Origin of the sequence: Klebsiella sp. 1SOBk10mer, from assembly GCF_046602535.1 — a bacterium.
Classification (GTDB): Bacteria; Pseudomonadota; Gammaproteobacteria; order Enterobacterales; family Enterobacteriaceae; genus Klebsiella; species Klebsiella quasipneumoniae.
The window spans coordinates 79,079-93,732 of record NZ_JBKIUP010000013.1 but is presented as its reverse complement, the minus strand read 5'-3'; the positions used below and the strand labels follow the sequence as shown (position 1 = coordinate 93,732).

At 57.0% G+C, this 14,654-nt stretch carries 12 protein-coding genes; 4 read left to right on the top strand and 8 right to left on the bottom strand.

Annotated elements, in window-relative coordinates; genetic code table 11:
• The first annotated feature begins 442 nt into the window (after positions 1 to 442).
• Together ACLH1I_RS23290 and mdtD are read left to right on the top strand one after the other, a co-directional pair.
• Entirely contained in the window at positions 443 to 1,144 is a 702-nt protein-coding gene (locus ACLH1I_RS23290; protein WP_080936163.1) for a FadR/GntR family transcriptional regulator, read from the top strand.
• A 12-nt stretch (positions 1,145 to 1,156) separates the two neighbouring features.
• On the top strand, positions 1,157 to 2,554 hold the full coding sequence (gene mdtD, locus ACLH1I_RS23285; protein ID WP_004202328.1) for a multidrug transporter subunit MdtD: 1,398 nt from the start codon (positions 1,157 to 1,159) through the stop codon (positions 2,552 to 2,554).
• On the opposite strand, the gene rbsR is transcribed toward mdtD, so the two are convergent.
• The 7 genes from rbsR to kup form a co-directional block, all read right to left on the bottom strand.
• Entirely contained in the window at positions 2,551 to 3,543 is a 993-nt protein-coding gene (rbsR, locus tag ACLH1I_RS23280) for a ribose operon transcriptional repressor RbsR (RefSeq protein WP_004202326.1), read from the bottom strand. The genes mdtD and rbsR overlap by 4 nt on opposite strands.
• A 3-nt stretch (positions 3,544 to 3,546) precedes the next feature.
• Positions 3,547 to 4,476 carry a ribokinase gene (rbsK, locus tag ACLH1I_RS23275; protein ID WP_049003818.1) on the bottom strand — a complete coding sequence of 310 codons (930 nt, stop codon included), beginning with the start codon at positions 4,474 to 4,476 and terminating at the stop codon, positions 3,547 to 3,549.
• Between the two features lie 102 nt (positions 4,477 to 4,578).
• Entirely contained in the window at positions 4,579 to 5,469 is an 891-nt protein-coding gene (rbsB, locus tag ACLH1I_RS23270) for a ribose ABC transporter substrate-binding protein RbsB (protein ID WP_004202323.1), read from the bottom strand.
• Positions 5,470 to 5,496: 27 nt separating this feature from the next.
• Complete coding sequence (rbsC, locus tag ACLH1I_RS23265) at positions 5,497 to 6,462, bottom strand: ribose ABC transporter permease (protein ID WP_004202322.1); 966 nt, start codon at positions 6,460 to 6,462, stop codon at positions 5,497 to 5,499.
• A gap of 5 nt (positions 6,463 to 6,467) precedes the next feature.
• Entirely contained in the window at positions 6,468 to 7,973 is a 1,506-nt protein-coding gene (rbsA, locus tag ACLH1I_RS23260) for a ribose ABC transporter ATP-binding protein RbsA (RefSeq protein WP_151629349.1), read from the bottom strand.
• 10 nt (positions 7,974 to 7,983) lie between these two features.
• Entirely contained in the window at positions 7,984 to 8,403 is a 420-nt protein-coding gene (gene rbsD, locus ACLH1I_RS23255) for a D-ribose pyranase (RefSeq protein ID WP_004202320.1), read from the bottom strand.
• A 185-nt stretch (positions 8,404 to 8,588) separates the two neighbouring features.
• The gene (gene kup / locus ACLH1I_RS23250) at positions 8,589 to 10,457 is read right to left on the bottom strand and encodes a low affinity potassium transporter Kup (RefSeq protein ID WP_004202319.1); all 1,869 of its coding nucleotides are present in this window, start codon (positions 10,455 to 10,457) and stop codon (positions 8,589 to 8,591) included.
• A 217-nt stretch (positions 10,458 to 10,674) separates the two neighbouring features.
• On the opposite strand from kup, the gene ravA reads away from it, so the two are divergent.
• Positions 10,675 to 12,174, top strand: coding sequence for an ATPase RavA (ravA, locus tag ACLH1I_RS23245; protein ID WP_004202318.1), 1,500 nt, complete (start codon positions 10,675 to 10,677; stop codon positions 12,172 to 12,174).
• Positions 12,171 to 13,619, top strand: coding sequence for an ATPase RavA stimulator ViaA (gene viaA, locus ACLH1I_RS23240; protein ID WP_004202317.1), 1,449 nt, complete (start codon positions 12,171 to 12,173; stop codon positions 13,617 to 13,619). The genes ravA and viaA overlap by 4 nt, the downstream gene beginning before the upstream one ends.
• A gap of 3 nt (positions 13,620 to 13,622) precedes the next feature.
• On the opposite strand, the gene asnA is transcribed toward viaA, so the two are convergent.
• Positions 13,623 to 14,615 (bottom strand): aspartate--ammonia ligase, encoded by a 993-nt coding sequence (gene asnA / locus ACLH1I_RS23235; RefSeq protein WP_004202316.1) that lies wholly within the window; start codon positions 14,613 to 14,615, stop codon positions 13,623 to 13,625.
• Positions 14,616 to 14,654: the final 39 nt, after the last annotated feature.

Below are 14,654 nucleotides of genomic sequence, written 5' to 3'. Positions count from 1 at the left end.
ATTACGTGTTCACTCTTGAGACTTGGTATTCATTTATTGTCCGAAGACATTAAGAATCCATGTCACTTTGAGTGCCCACACAGATTGTCTGATAAATTGTTAAAGAGCAGTGCCGCTTCGTTTTTCGCTGCGGCGCGGGGTGTGCATATTACGCTTTCCCGCTGCAGAGTCAAGCATTTATTTTTGCTTTTCTCTGCGAGGTTCTCACCGGAACCCCGCTGACCCGGCGGCTTGCTTGCCGTTGTTCCGTGTCAGTGGAGGCGCATTATAGGGAGTAATTCCGAGGTGACAAGGGGAAATGCAAAAAAACTTTTCAACCGTCTCTTTTTTCAACAATGCGGCGAGGAATGTCGCAAAAAACCGCCGTTTTGCTGTTTTAACCAACGAAACGGGGCGCCTGGTGGCATACTGTTAGAGTAGAGAAAAGAAAGGAACGGCATTTATGTCTTTAAGCACACAGCAACTGGCGGCACAAAAGAACATCTCCTGGGTACTGGCCGAGAAGCTCGCCCAAAAAATACTGACTGGCGAATATCAGCCGGAAAGCATTCTTCCCGGCGAAATGGAGTTAGGGGAGCAGTTCGGCGTGAGTCGTACCGCCGTCCGCGAAGCGGTGAAGACACTCACTGCAAAAGGCATGCTGCTGCCCCGCCCTCGCATTGGCACCCGGGTCATGCCGCGCAGCAGCTGGAACTTCCTTGATAAAGAGCTCCTCTCCTGGTGGCTAACAGAAGATAACTTCGAAGAGGTGGTGAGCCACTTTCTCGTCATGCGCAGCAGCCTGGAGCCACAGGCCTGTTTTCTCGCCGCCGCCCACGGCACCGCAGAGCAGAAAGCGCAGCTCAATACCCTAATGGAAGAGATGATTGCCCTGAAACGCCATTTTCAGCGCGATCGCTGGATTGCAGTCGATATGGCCTGGCATGAACATATCTATGAAATGAGCGGTAATCCTTTCCTAAGCTCATTCGCTTCTTTATTTCATTCGGTCTACCACACTTACTTCACATCAATTACGCAAAATGAAGTGGTGAAGCTCGATCTCCACCAGGCGATTGTCGATGCCATTCTCAACAGTGATGCGCCGGGTGCCTTACTTGCCTGCCAGGCGCTGCTAAACGCCCCCCACCACGTAAATCAATAACAAGGATTTGGCATGAGCGGAAAAAAAGGGCGCAGCATGGCCGGCCTGCCGTGGATTGCGGCGATGGCCTTCTTTATGCAGGCGCTGGATGCCACCATTCTTAACACTGCCCTCCCGGCTATCGCCCACAGCCTGAATCGTTCCCCGTTAGCAATGCAGTCGGCCATCATCAGTTATACGCTGACGGTGGCGATGCTGATCCCGGTCAGCGGCTGGCTGGCCGATCGCTTCGGCACGCGTCGGGTCTTTATCATCGCCGTTAGCCTGTTTACTCTCGGCTCCCTCGCCTGCGCGCTCTCCAGTTCATTAACGGAACTGGTCATTTTTCGCGTCATTCAGGGGATCGGCGGGGCGATGATGATGCCGGTGGCGAGGCTGGCCCTCCTGCGCGCCTATCCGCGCAGCGAACTGCTGCCGGTTCTGAACTTTGTCACCATGCCAGGACTGGTGGGACCGATTCTGGGTCCGGTGCTCGGCGGGGTATTTGTTACCTGGGCCAGCTGGCATTGGATTTTCCTGATAAACATACCCATCGGCGTGATCGGCATTCTGTACGCCCGTAAATACATGCCAAATTTCACAACGCCGCGCCGACGCTTCGATATAACCGGTTTTCTGTTATTTGGCTTAAGCCTGGTGTTATTTTCCAGCGGTATTGAACTGTTTGGCGAAAAAATTGTGGCGACATGGCTGGCGCTGGCGGTGATCGCCGTCAGTCTGATATTGCTCCTGGCCTATGTCCGTCACGCGCGCCGCCATCCTGCGCCGCTTATCTCGCTCTCTTTATTTAAGACCCATACGTTCTCGGTTGGCATTGCCGGCAACCTTGCCACGCGGTTGGGTACCGGTTGCGTGCCGTTTCTGATGCCGCTCATGCTACAGGTTGGCTTCGGCTATCCGGCTATTATCGCCGGCTGTATGATCGCCCCCACCGCTATCGGCTCGATTATTGCGAAATCTACCGTTACCCAGGTGCTGCGCTGGTTTGGCTATCGTAAGACCCTGGTGGGGATCACCGTGTTTATTGGCCTTATGATTGCCCAGTTCTCGCTGCAGTCGCCAGAAATGCCGCTGTGGATGCTTCTTCTGCCGCTGTTCGTGCTGGGGATGGCGATGTCCACGCAGTTTACCGCCATGAATACCATTACCCTGGCCGATCTGACGGATGACAATGCCAGCAGCGGCAACAGCCTGCTGGCCGTCACCCAGCAGCTTTCCATCAGTCTCGGGGTGGCCATCAGCGCTGCGGTGCTGCGCTTCTATGAAGGTTTTGACAGCGCCAGCACCGTAGAGCAGTTTCACTACACCTTTATTACCATGGGCGTGATAACCATCGTGTCGGCGCTGATGTTTATGCTGTTAAGAGCGAAGGATGGCCGCAACCTGATTAGCGAGCGGCACAAACGCTAAGCGGAACCGCGGACCACCAGCTCCGGGGTTAACTGTACGCGCTGCTGTTTTTGCTGCGGGTCGGCCATGCGATGGATCAGCACGTCGATGGCCAGTTCCCCCAGCTCATCTTTCGGTTGATGAATGGTGGTCAACGGCGGCGTCATATAGCGAGCCAGTTCAATATCATCGTAACCCACCAGCGCCATATCCTGCGGGATCTGCAGCCCGGCCTGGTATAACGCCTGATAAGCGCCAACCGCCATGGCATCGTTACCGACAAACACCGCCTGCGGCCGCTGCGGCAACGCCAGCAGCCGCTGCATCGCGCTAAACCCGCCGCCAAACTCAAAATCGCTGGTCACCACGTATCCCTCGGCTACGGGCAGACCGCAGCGCGCCATCGCGGCATGGTAACCTTCAAGGCGCAGACGCGCCGGGGTTTTATCCAGCGGGCCGGCAATGCAGGCGATGTGTGAATACCCTTGATCGATCAGGTACTGGGTCGCCATATCACCACCGAGCAGCGAGTTATCCTGAATCAGATCGCTATCGCCATCAAACGGCGCCCAGTCCATCATGACCGTCGGAACCGACGGATAGCGCTGCATAATTTCCGGAGAGGGTTGGTGGGTCTCAGTGCACAGCAGCAGTAATCCATCGACGCGTTTTTGCATTAACGTCTCCAGATTACGATTCATTCGCTGCTCATCACCTTCCGTATTACAGAGTACGAGACTATAACCCCGCTCAAAGCAGCTGCGCTCCACGCCCCGCACCAGCTCCGAATAAAACGGATTGGTACTGGCGGTGATCAGCATGCCGATGGTGCGGGTTTGATTAAGCTTGAGGCTACGCGCCAGCGCAGAGGGGGCGTAGTTAAGGCTTTTGATCGCGGCGTCGACTTTGGCGGTGATCGCCTCGCTGACAAAGCGGTCTTTATTGATGACGTGTGACACCGTCGATGTGGAAACGCCCGCTACGCGGGCCACATCTTTCATCGTAGCCAAGCATTACCCCTGTTGCGCTAAAAATTCATCGATCTCTGTGCGCCACGGCACGGAAGGCTGCGCGCCTTTGCGGGTTACGGCAATCGCCGCCGCGGCATGCGCAAAGCGGATCGCCTCCGGCAGATCGGTTCCTTCCAGCATCGCGGTTACCAGCGCGCCGTTGAAGGTGTCGCCAGCGGCGATAGTATCAATAGCCTGCACACGAAACCCTGGGATCCGGCGGCTTTCGCCTTCGGCACTGAGCCAGACGCCGCGGCTGCCGAGGGTGATCATCACCGTACCAATGCCTTTGGCATGCAGCACGTCGGCGGCTTTTGCCGCATCCTCGTCACTCTCAACGCGAATACCCGTCAGCTTTTCCGCTTCGGTTTCGTTGGGGGTAATGATATCCACCAGCGCCAGCAGTTCATCGGACAGTTCACGCGCTGGCGCGGGATTAAGCACCACGGTGGTCTGATGGTGATGGGCGATTTTCGCCGCCGCCAGCACGCTCTCCAGCGGTGACTCGAGCTGCATCAACAACGCCTGCGCGCTGGCGATCCGCGCTTTTTCCGCCTCTACCTGAGCGACGGATAATGCCGCATTGGCGCCGGCATGAATACCGATGACATTCTCACCTTCGGCGTTAACGAAGATTAACGCCACGCCGGTTGCTTCCCCGGCGACCGCGCGCACAGGCGCCACATCGATTTTATCGCTTGCCAGCTGGCGGCGGATGCGTTCACCGATGTCGTCATCGCCGGTACAGGCGATAAACGCGATATCCGCCCCGCTGCGCCCGGCGGCCACCGCCTGGTTGGCCCCTTTCCCCCCGAACGCCAGCTGGTAGTGGTTGCCGGTGACGGTTTCACCCGGCGTCGGGAAAGCGTCAAGGTTGAGAATGTGATCGGCATTGATGCTGCCAAGGACGACAAGTTTGCCTGCAGTTTTCATCGTTTCTGTTCCCGGGAAAGCGCGCCACCGGGATCCGGTGGCGCATGCCCTGCTTTTCTTTTTTATATTGTCCCTCGGACCGTTGCCAGTCCGAATCGCATATTACTGCTTAACGACCAGCTTCAGCTCAACCGGGTAGTTAGCCTCCACTTTTTCGCCCTTCAGTACCTTATCAGCAGTCTCAACGCCTTTCGCGCCGATCTGCTCCGGCAACTGTGCGACGGTCGCCGCCAGTTTGCCACTGTTTACTGCTTTTTCGCCATCCGGAGTGCCGTCAAATCCAACCACCATCACATCGGACTTGCCTGCGGTCTGCAGCGCGCGCAGGGCGCCGAGCGCCATTTCATCATTCTGCGCGAACACCGCCTGGACGTCAGGATGGGCGGTCAGCAGGTTCTGCATCACGTTCAGCCCTTTGGTACGGTCGAAATCGGCCGGCTGGCTGGCCAGAACATTGAACTTGTGCGCCGCCACAGCCTGTTTGAAGCCTTCGCCACGCTCGCGCGCCGCGGAAGTCCCGGCAATGCCCTGCAGCTCAATGACTTTCGCACTTTCACCCAGCTTTTTCGCGATGTAATCGCCCGCCATTTTTCCGCCCTGCACGTTGTCAGAGGCGATGTGGCTCACGACATCGCCTTTTGTCGCCTGACGGTCAAGGGTGATGACCGGGATTTTTGCCTGGTTCGCCATCTTCACAGCATTGCCGACGGCATCAGAGTCGGTGGGGTTGATCAGCAACAGCTTCGCACCGCGCACCGTTAAATCCTGAACGTTAGCCAACTCTTTCGCCGGGTTGTTCTGGGAATCGAGCACCACCAGGTTGTAGCCCAGTTTGTCAGCTTCTTTTTGCGCGCCGTCTTTCAGAGACACGAAAAACGGGTTGTTGAGAGTAGAGATAACCAGAGCGATGGTGTCTTTGGCCATCGCGTTCGCGCTAACGGTCGCACTTAGCGCAACAGCAGAGACCAGGGTCGCCAGTTTTTTCATATTCATAGTTAAGATGTCCTGTAGAGTTCTCAGTTACTGCTTTTTGTTATCTACCAGTACCGCCAGCAAAATCACCACCGCTTTAACGATCATCTGGTAATAGGAAGAAACGCCTAAAAGGTTCAAACCATTATTCAGGAAACCAAGGATCAGCGCGCCAATCAGCGTGCCGACAATGCGTCCTTTGCCGCCCGCCAGGCTGGTGCCGCCGAGCACGACTGCCGCAATGGCGTCCAGCTCATAGCCTGTCCCGGCCGTTGGCTGTGCGGAGGAGAGGCGCGCCACTTCGATAATCCCGGCCAGCGACGCCAGCATCCCGCACAACGCGTAGACGATAATTTTGACTTTATTGACGCTAATCCCGGACAGACGTGTCGCTGCCTCATTACCGCCAAGGGCGTAGATATAACGACCCAGGCGAGTATGGTGCAGCATGTACCAGGCTGCCAGGAAGACAATCGCCATGATCCATACTGGCGTCGGGATCCCCAGCGGACGCCCGATACCAAACCAGCCGAACAGATCGGCATTATCGCTAAAGCCGGTATTGATCGGGCTGCCGTTGGTGTACACCATGGTCACGCCGCGCAGCAGCAGCATCATCACCAGGGTGGCGATGAAAGCCTGCACGCGGCCTTTCGCCACAATCACCCCGGTGACTGCGCCGATCGCCGCACCTAATGCGAGGGCAGCAGCAACCGCTACCAGCGCATTCACTTCAATGCCAACGATCGACGCCGCCACCGCGCCGGTGAGCGCCAGCAGGGAACCGACGGACAGGTCGATCCCCGAGGTCAGTATGACCAGCGTCATCCCTACCGCCATAATGGCGTTAACGGAGGTCTGCTGCAGAATATTGAACAGGTTATTGACGGTAAAAAAGTTGGGGCTCATGGTCGATACCACCGCGATCAGCACCAGCAGGGCAATCAGCGATTTTTGCTCCATCAGCCACGCTTTCGTGAAATAACGGCGACCAGAAACAGCCTGGGTTGTCATCTTTCTTACTCCTGATTCACACGTTTAAGCTTGCCCACAGCGGCAGCCATCAATACTTCCTGGGTGGCCTGCTCGCGTGTGAATTCACCGCCGAGATGCCCTTCATGCATCACTATGATGCGATCGCTCATGCCCAACACTTCCGGCATCTCGGAGGAGACCAGAATGATGCTCAGGCCATCGGCTTTGAACTGATTGATGAGCTGGTAGATCTCTTTCTTCGCCCCGACGTCGACGCCACGGGTCGGCTCATCGAGGATCAGGACCTTCGGCCGGGTCATCAGCCCGCGGGCGATGGCGACCTTTTGCTGGTTGCCGCCGGAGAGCAGGCCGATCGCCTGCTCCATGGACGGCGTTTTCACGTTAAACAGCCGGATGAAATCACTGACCGCCTGCTGTTCATCTTTATGCTTGAGGCTCCCTCCCGTCCGGCTAAAGTAGCGCAAGGCGGTCAGGGACATATTTTCTTTTACCGACATCCCGAGCACTAAGCCGTCGCGCTTACGGTCTTCGGATATATAGACAATGCCGTTCGCCAGGCCATCCTGTGGCGAACGGGTCACCACTTCGTGACCGTCGAGCGTCACAGAGCCGCTGCTGCGCGGCAGCGCGCCATACAACACTTTCATCAGCTCGGTCCGCCCGGCGCCCATCAGCCCGGCGACGCCGAGGATTTCCCCCTGGCGCAGGGTAAAGGTCACATTTTTCACGCCCGGGCCGCAGAGATTATCGACTTTCAGACGCACCGCGCCCGGTGCCTTAGCCAGATGCGGATACTGATCTTCCAGCTTCCGGCCAACCATCATTTCGATCAGACGGTCTTCATCCAGCGAAGAGACCTCACGTTCGGCGATAAACTGCCCGTCGCGGAACACGGTCACGTCGTCGCAAATCTCGAAGATCTCTTTCATGCGGTGGGAGATGTAGACGATGCCGCGCCCCTGCGATTTTAGTTCGCGGATCACGCGGAACAGCGATTCGGTTTCGGTATCGGTCAGCGCGTCGGTCGGTTCATCCATAATGATGACCTTCGACTCGAAGCTCAGCACTTTGGCGATCTCCACCATTTGCTGATCGCCAATCGACAGATCGCCAACCAGCTTCTGGCTGGTAAAACGGAGATTCAGCTTCGCCAGCAGCTTGTCGGCTTCGGCATACATCCGCTTCCAGTCGATTTTGCCAAAGCGGTTAACGAACTCGCGGCCAAGGAAGATGTTCTCGGCGATCGTCAACTGCGGGATCAGGTTCAGTTCCTGATGGATAATGCCGATCCCGGCTTCCTGGGAAGATTTTGGGCCGTTAAAGGTGGTCTCTTTACCGAGCCATAATAAAGCGCCGGCGTCACGGGTGTAGATCCCGGTCAGCACTTTCATCATGGTGGATTTACCGGCGCCGTTCTCACCCACCAGCGCCATCACCCGGCCAGGATAGACATTCAGCGAGGCGCCGGAGAGGGCCTTGACGCCAGGGAACGCTTTATCGATCCCTTTCAGTTGCAATAAGGCTTCCATGACGGCGACCTCAGAACGTAACGCCGGCACAGAGAATGATATTCGCGAACGGGGAACACTCCCCGCTGCGAATTACCGCCTGACTGTCTGCGGTTTGTTTTTTGAACTGCTCATGACTGGTGTAACGAATTTCAATGGTATTTCCCTGGTGCTGCTGCAGCTGCTCAAGATGGTTGAGCAACGTCGCGTGGAGCTGCGGATTATGCGTCTTAATTTCCTCCGCGATGACAGCCGCTTCAACCTGCATTTCCGTCGTCACCACTTCCAGAACCTGCATAAATGAAGGTACGCCCTGGGTTAACGCCATATCGATGCGCGCGCTGCTGCGGGGAACCGGCAATCCGGCATCGCAGACCACCAGCGTATCGGTGTGACCCAGGCGGGAGATGACCGCGGAAATATCAGCGTTAAGTACGGTGCCTTTTTTCATTTTTTCTCTTTTGCTCCACTAGCGAAACGTTTCGCTACAATAATTATTATCAATGTGTGAGCAGAAAACCATCACCAGAAGAGAGAAATGTGATCGCCATCGAAACGTTTCGCGAGACAGCGACAGGACATGACAAACGGAGTGAGAAACAAAAAGCCCTTCGCAACGGAAGGGCTTTTTTGACATCAGATTTCGACCTGAGTACCGAGCTCGATAACCCGGTTTGGCGGGATTTCAAACTGATCCGGCGCGCGCAGGGCGTTACGCTGCAACAGCAGATAAAGCTTGCCGCGCAGACGCAGATACCACGGCCGTTTGCCGATAATCAACGACTCATGGGACATAAAGAACGAGGTCTCCATCATCCGGCAGCTGAGTCCTTCCAGGCCACAGCGATGGAACACCTCTTCGACATTTGGCGTTTCCCGCCAGCCGTAGCTGGCCACCACCCGCCAGAACGAGGGCGACAGCTGCTCAATCTGCACCCGGCGAACGTTATGCACGTAAGGCGCGTCCTCGGTGCGCAGGGTCAGGAGGATCACTCGCTCATGCAGCACCTTGTTGTGCTTCAGGTTATGCAGCAGGGCAAACGGGATCACGTTCAGGGCGCGGGACATATACACCGCGGTACCCGGGACGCGTACCGGCGGCGATTTCTCCAGTGAAGAGATCATCGCTTCCAGCGAGTTGCCGTGCTCGTGCATCCGACGCAGCAGGCGGAAGCGCTCGCTCTTCCAGGTGGTCATCACCGTAAACATCACCAGACCCAGGGATAACGGCAGCCAGCCGCCGGAGACAATCTTATCGAGGTTCGCCGAGAACAGCGGAACATCAATGCACAGGAAGGCCACCAGCATCAGCCCAACGAACAGCTTATTCCAGTGCCAGTTTTTGCGCGCCACCGTTGCCGAAAGGATGGAGGTCAGCACCATGGTGCCCGTTACCGCGATACCGTACGCCGCCGCCAGGTTAGAGGAGTGCTCGAAGCTGACGATGACGATCACTACCGAGACATACAGCAGCCAGTTAATAAACGGGATATAGATCTGCCCGGACTCCATTTCCGAGGTGTGGATGATGCGCATCGGCGACAGATAGCCCAGACGCACCGCCTGACGGGTTAAGGAGAAGACCCCGGAGATCACCGCCTGCGAGGCGATAACCGTCGCCAGCGTGGCGATAATCAGCATCGGGATCAGCGCCCACTCCGGCGCCAGCAGGAAGAACGGGTTTTTAATCGCTTCCGGATGCTTAAGCAGCAATGCCCCCTGGCCAAAATAGTTCAGCACCAGCGAAGGCAGTACGACGGAGAACCAGGCGACGCGGATCGGCAGTTTGCCGAAGTGCCCCATATCGGCGTACAGCGCTTCCACCCCGGTAATCGACAGCACCACCGCGCCAAGCGCAATAAAGGAAACGGTCTTGTACTGCAGGAAGAAGTGCACCGCCCAGTAGGGGTTCAGCGCCTGCAGAACTTCCGGGTTAGCGTAAATGCTTCGCGCGCCAAGCACCGCCAGCAACAGGAACCAGATCAGCATAATCGGCGCAAACAGCTTGCCGACCATCCCGGTCCCGTGCTTCTGGATCATAAACAGCAGGGTAAGCACGATAATGGAGATCGGCACAATCCAGCTATCGAGCTGCGGGGCGATAATTTCTAACCCCTCTATCGCCGACATGACCGAAATCGCCGGGGTTATCACCACTTCGCCATAGAAGAAACTGCCGCCGATCAGGCCGAGGATCACCAGCACAGAGGTCATCCGCGCCGAGGTATTGCGTCCGGCCAGTGACATCAGCGTTAAGATCCCGCCTTCCCCGGCGTTATCCGCCCGCATCACGAAGGTGATGTATTTAATCGATACGGTAAAGATTAACAGCCAGAAAATCAGCGACAAAAAGCCAAAAACGGCATCGCGCTCAACGCCAAAGCCAAACTGACCTGACAGGCATTCACGCAGGGTATACAGTGGACTGGTACCGATATCACCGTACACCACGCCGATGGCCGCCAGCGTTAACGCCGGCAACGATTGTTTATTATCAGTGCTCATAGACTAGTCTTTTCGTTTATAAAACAAATGTGTGCCTAGTCCCTTGGCCCACAAAAAGCGCACAGTATGCACGATTATTTGTGAAATCGTACCCCTAACAGACACCATATTAACCTGGCTCAAAAAAAATAAATCGATTCTTCAGGCTATTACCGCCCCTGCTCTAACATCTATACTCGTCCCAATAACGATACATGACAAAGCACGCAACTCAATTATGGCTCAAACACATTTACTGGCTGAAAGAATTTCCCGACTCAGCGCGGCACTCGAAAAAGGACTCTTTGAACGCAGCCACGCGATACGCCTGTGCCTGCTGGCGGCGCTCAGCGGCGAGAGCGTATTTTTGCTCGGTCCGCCGGGGATCGCCAAAAGCCTGATTGCCCGCCGCCTCAAGTTCGCCTTCCAGCAGGCGCGCGCTTTTGAATACCTGATGACCCGCTTTTCCACCCCGGAAGAGGTTTTTGGCCCACTGTCCATTCAGGCGCTGAAAGATGAAGGGCGCTACGAGCGTTTAACCGCCGGCTACCTGCCGGAAGCAGAAATCGTGTTCCTCGATGAAATATGGAAAGCGGGTCCGGCTATCCTCAACACCCTGCTGACGGCGATTAACGAACGTCACTTCCGCAATGGCGCTCACGAAGAGAAAATCCCAATGCGCCTGCTGGTGGCCGCCTCGAACGAACTCCCCGAAGCCGACAGCAGCCTGGAAGCGCTGTATGACCGAATGCTGATCCGTCTGTGGCTTGATAAAGTGCAGGATAAAGGAAATTTCCGTTCGATGCTGGTCAGCCAGCAGGATGAAAACAGCAATCCGGTGCCCAGCGCGCTGCAGGTAAGCGACGAGGAGTTTACGCAATGGCAGCAGCAGATCGGCAATATCAAACTACCGGACGCGGTGTTTGAGCTGATATTCCAGCTGCGCCAGCAGCTGGATGCCCTGCCAAACGCGCCGTACGTTTCAGATCGCCGCTGGAAAAAGGCCATTCGCCTGCTGCAGGCCAGCGCCTTCTTCAGCGGCCGCGACAGCATCGCGCCGATAGATCTTATCCTGCTGAAAGATTGTCTGTGGCACAACGTCGAGAGCATGCACCTGATGTCGCAGCAGCTGGAAACGCTGATGACCTGCCACGCCTGGCAGCAGCAGGCAATGCTGACGCGGCTCGGGGCGATTGTGCAGCGACGCATTCAGATCCAACAGCAGCAAAGTGACAAAACGGCGCTAAAGGTCACCCGCCTTGGCGGCATGTTTAGCCGCAAGCCGCACTATGAGCTGCCGGCGGAGATCCAGGGATCCACCCTGACCCTGCTGCTGCAGCAGCCGCTCAAACTTCACGATATGGAAGTGATCCACATTACTTTTGAGCGCGAGGCGTTAGCCAGCTGGCTGGAAAAAGGCGGCGAGATCCGCGGCAAGCTCAACGGGATCGGCTTTGCCCAACTGCTCAATATGGATGTCGACACCAGCCAGCATCTGGTCGTTCGCGACGTCAGCCTGCAGGGCTCACGCCTCGCGCTGCCCGGCAGCGCGTCGCAGGAGAACATGCCGGCGGAAATTCGCCAGCAGCTGGAGGCGCTGGACGATGAGTGGCACCAGCAACATAACCGCTTCAGCGAGCAGCAGAAGTGCCTGTTTATCCCGGTCGAGTGGCTGGGAAGAATCGAAGCCAGCCTGCAGGACGTCGGCGCGCAGATTAAACAGGCGAAGCAGCCATGACGCTGGATATGCTGAATGTCATGCTGGCAGTCAGCGAAGAGGGAATGATCGAGGAGATGCTGCTGGCGCTGCTGGCCTCTCCGCAGCTGGCGGTTTTCTTTGAGAAATTTCCCCGCCTGAAAAACATCATCGCGGCGGATATTCCGCGCTGGCGGGAAGCCGTTCGCGCCCGCTTAAAAGAGGTTAACATCCCGCCGGATCTGGACGCCGAAGTACAAACCTATCAGCAGGCTCAACTGCTCTCTACCTCACAGTTTATCGTCCAGCTACCGCAGATCCTCGGCAAGCTGCACCAGCTCCAGTCCCCTTTTGCCGCCCAGGCGCAGAAGCTGGTGGACGACAATGCTACCTTTACCCCGGCGCTGCATACGCTGTTTTTACAGCGCTGGCGCCTGAGCCTGGTGGTGCAAGCCACCAGCCTTAACCAGCAGTTGCTGGATGAGGAGCGCGATCAGTTGCTTAGTGAGGTCCAGGAACGAATGACACTCAGCGGTCAGCTCGATCCGGTGCTGGCGGAGAATGACACCGCCGCCGGACGCCTGTGGGATATGAGTGCCGGCGAACTGAAACGTGGCGACTATCAGCTGATCGTGCGCTATGGCGATTTTCTTAACCAGCAGCCGGAGCTGCTGCAGCTGGCGGAACAGTTGGGGCGTTCACGGGAAGCGAAATCCGTGCCGAAGAAAGACGCGCCGATGGAGACCTTCCGTAGCCTGGTGCGCGAGCCAGCGACGGTGCCGGAACAGGTCGACGGCCTCCAGCAGAGCGATGACATTCTGCGCCTGCTGCCGCCGGAGCTGGCGACGCTCGGCATCACGGAGCTGGAGTTTGAATTTTATCGCAAGCTGGTGGAGAAACAGCTCCTGACTTACCGGCTGCACGGTGACGCCTGGCGCGAAAAAATCACCGAACGCCCGGTGACGCGGCAGGATTTTGATGAACAGCCTCGCGGGCCCTTTATTGTCTGCGTCGATACGTCAGGATCGATGGGCGGTTTTAACGAGCAGTGCGCCAAAGCCTTTTGTCTGGCCCTGATGCGCGTCGCGCTGGCGGATAACCGCCGCTGCTTTATTATGCTGTTCTCCAGCGAAGTGGTGCACTACGAACTGACCTGCGAGGGCGGCCTGGAGCAGGCGATCCGCTTTCTGAGCCAGCGCTTTCGCGGCGGCACCGATCTGGCCAGCTGTTTTCGCGCCATTATTGAACGTCTGCAAAACCCGCAGTGGGTGGATGCGGATGCCGTGGTGATCTCAGACTTTATTGCCCAGCGGTTGCCGGATGAGGTGATTGCGCAGGTGGGGGAGCTACAGCGAAAGCATCAGCACCGTTTTCACGCGGTGGCGATGTCGGTACACGGCAAACCCGGCATCATGCGCATCTTCGATCATATCTGGCGCTTTGATACCGGGTTGCGTAGCCGCCTGCTGCGACGCTGGCGGCGCTAATCGTTACAGCAGCGCGGGAACGCTTTCGCGAACCTGTGCCGGCCATACGCCGCACTGCACCTGGCCGATATGGTCGAGCTGCAGCAGCAGCATCGTCAGGCGAGACTGGCCAATGCCGCCGCCGATAGTCTGCGGCATCTCGCCGCGCAGCAGCGCCTGGTGCCACTCCAGTTGCAGGCGATCTTCGTCGCCAGTCAGCGCCAGCTGGCGTTTTAGCGCCGCGGCGTCAACGCGGATCCCCATTGATGAGATCTCGAACGCATCTTCCAGCACCGGGTTCCACACCAGGATATCGCCGTTCAGTCCGGCAAAGCCTTCAGAAACCTCAGTGCTCCAGTCATCATAATCCGGGGCACGTACATCATGGCGCTTGCCATCAGAGAGTTTGCCGCCGATGCCGATTAAGAAGACGGCGCCCAGCTCTTTGGCAATCGCTCGCTCGCGGCCTTTGGCATCAAGATCCGGATAGCGACTCAGCAGCGCCTGGCTGTGAACAAAGTGGATCTGTTCCGGCAGGAACGGCGTCAGGCCAAATTCCTGGCTGACCGCCAGCTCGGTGGCTTTGATCCCGGCGTAGATCGCTTCGACGGTCGCCTTCAGCGTGCCGACGTGGCGCTCTTCATCCCCCATCACCCGCTCCCAGTCCCACTGGTCGACATAGACGGAGTGGATCGGCGTAAGACGGTCTTCATCGGGGCGAAGGGCCTTCATGTGCGTGTACAGCCCTTCGCCCGCGCTGAAGTCGTGTTGTCCCAGGGTTTGACGCTTCCATTTCGCCAGCGAATGAACCACTTCGAACTGGGCGTCGGGCAGTGTTTTCACTTTCACCTGAACCGCTTTCTCGCAGCCGGACAAGTTATCCTGCGTCCCATCGCCCACGCGGCTTAAGATTGGCGCCTGGACTTCAATCAGGCCAAGCTTCTCTTCCAGCTGGCGGGAAAAATGGGATTTAACGAAACTGATCTGGCGTTGTTTTGCGATATAAGCGGTTTTCATTTTTATGACTCCTGCGTCCTGTTGCCATTGATTAAGCAA

Bases quoted from the DNA above. Each gene is read 5' to 3' on its own strand.
- ACLH1I_RS23290 (WP_080936163.1), top strand. From the start codon at position 443: ATGTCTTTAAGCACACAGCAACTGGCGGCACAAAAGAACATCTCCTGG.
- mdtD (WP_004202328.1), top strand. From the start codon at position 1,157: ATGAGCGGAAAAAAAGGGCGCAGCATGGCCGGCCTGCCGTGGATTGCG.
- rbsK (WP_049003818.1), bottom strand. From the start codon at position 4,476: ATGAAAACTGCAGGCAAACTTGTCGTCCTTGGCAGCATCAATGCCGAT.
- rbsB (WP_004202323.1), bottom strand. From the start codon at position 5,469: ATGAATATGAAAAAACTGGCGACCCTGGTCTCTGCTGTTGCGCTAAGT.
- rbsC (WP_004202322.1), bottom strand. From the start codon at position 6,462: ATGACAACCCAGGCTGTTTCTGGTCGCCGTTATTTCACGAAAGCGTGG.
- rbsA (WP_151629349.1), bottom strand. From the start codon at position 7,973: ATGGAAGCCTTATTGCAACTGAAAGGGATCGATAAAGCGTTCCCTGGC.
- rbsD (WP_004202320.1), bottom strand. From the start codon at position 8,403: ATGAAAAAAGGCACCGTACTTAACGCTGATATTTCCGCGGTCATCTCC.
- kup (WP_004202319.1), bottom strand. From the start codon at position 10,457: ATGAGCACTGATAATAAACAATCGTTGCCGGCGTTAACGCTGGCGGCC.
- ravA (WP_004202318.1), top strand. From the start codon at position 10,675: ATGGCTCAAACACATTTACTGGCTGAAAGAATTTCCCGACTCAGCGCG.
- viaA (WP_004202317.1), top strand. From the start codon at position 12,171: ATGACGCTGGATATGCTGAATGTCATGCTGGCAGTCAGCGAAGAGGGA.
- asnA (WP_004202316.1), bottom strand. From the start codon at position 14,615: ATGAAAACCGCTTATATCGCAAAACAACGCCAGATCAGTTTCGTTAAA.